This window comes from Mesorhizobium sp. B2-7-1 (assembly GCF_006440735.1).
Taxonomy (GTDB): Bacteria; Pseudomonadota; Alphaproteobacteria; order Rhizobiales; family Rhizobiaceae; genus Mesorhizobium.
Genome location: NZ_VFUA01000225.1, coordinates 1 through 1,270 on the forward strand (window position 1 = coordinate 1; position 1,270 = coordinate 1,270).

General features: G+C 64.4%; 1 protein-coding gene. It reads right to left on the reverse strand.

Annotated elements, in window-relative coordinates; all coding sequences use genetic code 11:
- Nucleotides 1-59: 59 nt before the first annotated feature.
- Nucleotides 60-1,190 carry an IS481 family transposase gene (locus FJ471_RS34595; RefSeq protein WP_140811581.1) on the reverse strand — a complete coding sequence of 377 codons (1,131 nt, stop codon included), beginning with the start codon at nucleotides 1,188-1,190 and terminating at the stop codon, nucleotides 60-62.
- Nucleotides 1,191-1,270: the final 80 nt, after the last annotated feature.

The window sequence follows — 1,270 nt, forward strand, 5'->3', positions numbered from 1 at the left end:
TGTTTGGACTGGGGACATCGCGAACAGGTGTGCGAGGACATCGCGAACAGTTTTGCATGCTATCGAGCGAGTGCATTGAGGTCGATGGTTTCTATTTTCTGATGTCTGAACCAGGCGTCGAAGACGCCGTCTAAGTTGGTAGGCCTGAAGGCGACGGACTTTCCCGCGAAGGCTCTGCACAAGCGCATTGAGCGGCCAAGGATTGAGACGAAGCCGTGCTGCTGAACGCGGCGGATGAGATCGTCCTTGGCATATTCGAATGGCTCGACAGTTTCGCGATACTGGCGCGGCGAGGCCTGGTAGCGATCGAGCGGCACGCCGCCGCCCAGCGCGTCGTGGGGACGCTGGGCGTTGTAGACGTGACGCCACTGGTCGAATGCATCCTGGGCCTCGGCGAGATTGGCGAAGGGCGGCCCCTGCAGCGCCTCGGCCTTGAGCGAACGATGGAAGCGCTCGTCCTTGCCGAGCGTTTGCGGATGGCAAGGCCTGGAGTGGCTGACGGCGATGCCAGTCTCGATCAGCCAGACGGTGAGTAGCGTGAAGTCGTTGCGGCCGCCATCGCCCCAAGGCGGACCATTGTCGGTGGCGATGCGCCACGGCAGGCCGTAGCGACGGAAGGCTGTGATCAGCCGGGCTTTTACGGTCTCGGTGGTCTGGTCGGCGCAGGCCGACAGCGCGATCGAGAAGCGCGAATGGTCGTCGAGCACGGTAAGCGGATGCAGCCGGCCGACGCGCAAGGCAACGTGGCCCTTGAAGTCCATCTGCCACAGGTGGTTGGGGGCGGCATGCTCGAAGCGAATGAAAGGCTGGGCTCCGCCGCCCAAAGCCCCCAACTCGATACCGTTGCGGCGCAGGATGCCGGTGATCGTCGAGGCCGCCGGCGCGCCGATGCCTTCGCGGGCAAGCACGCGCGCGATCTTGCGCCCGCCCCAGGCCGGATGCGCCACGCGCACCGAAACGGCTGCTGCTTCCATCTCCGGCGCACTGCGTGCCGGGCTCGACAGCGGTCGCCGAGACTGCTCCGTCAGGCCGGCCGCGCCTTCCAGCCGATAGCGCGAAAGCAACTTGTAACCACAGGTCCGGCCAATGCCGAAGCGCCGGCACAACGCGCTCACATTGGCGCCAGGCGCCAGCGCCAATCTCACGAACTCTTCTTTCTGGCTCATCACGCTTCTGGCCTCGAATGGCATCCCGAACCCCCTCGCGCAAAACGCGCAAAACTGTTCGCGATGTCCTCGCACACCTGTTCGCGATGTCCCCAGTCCAAACA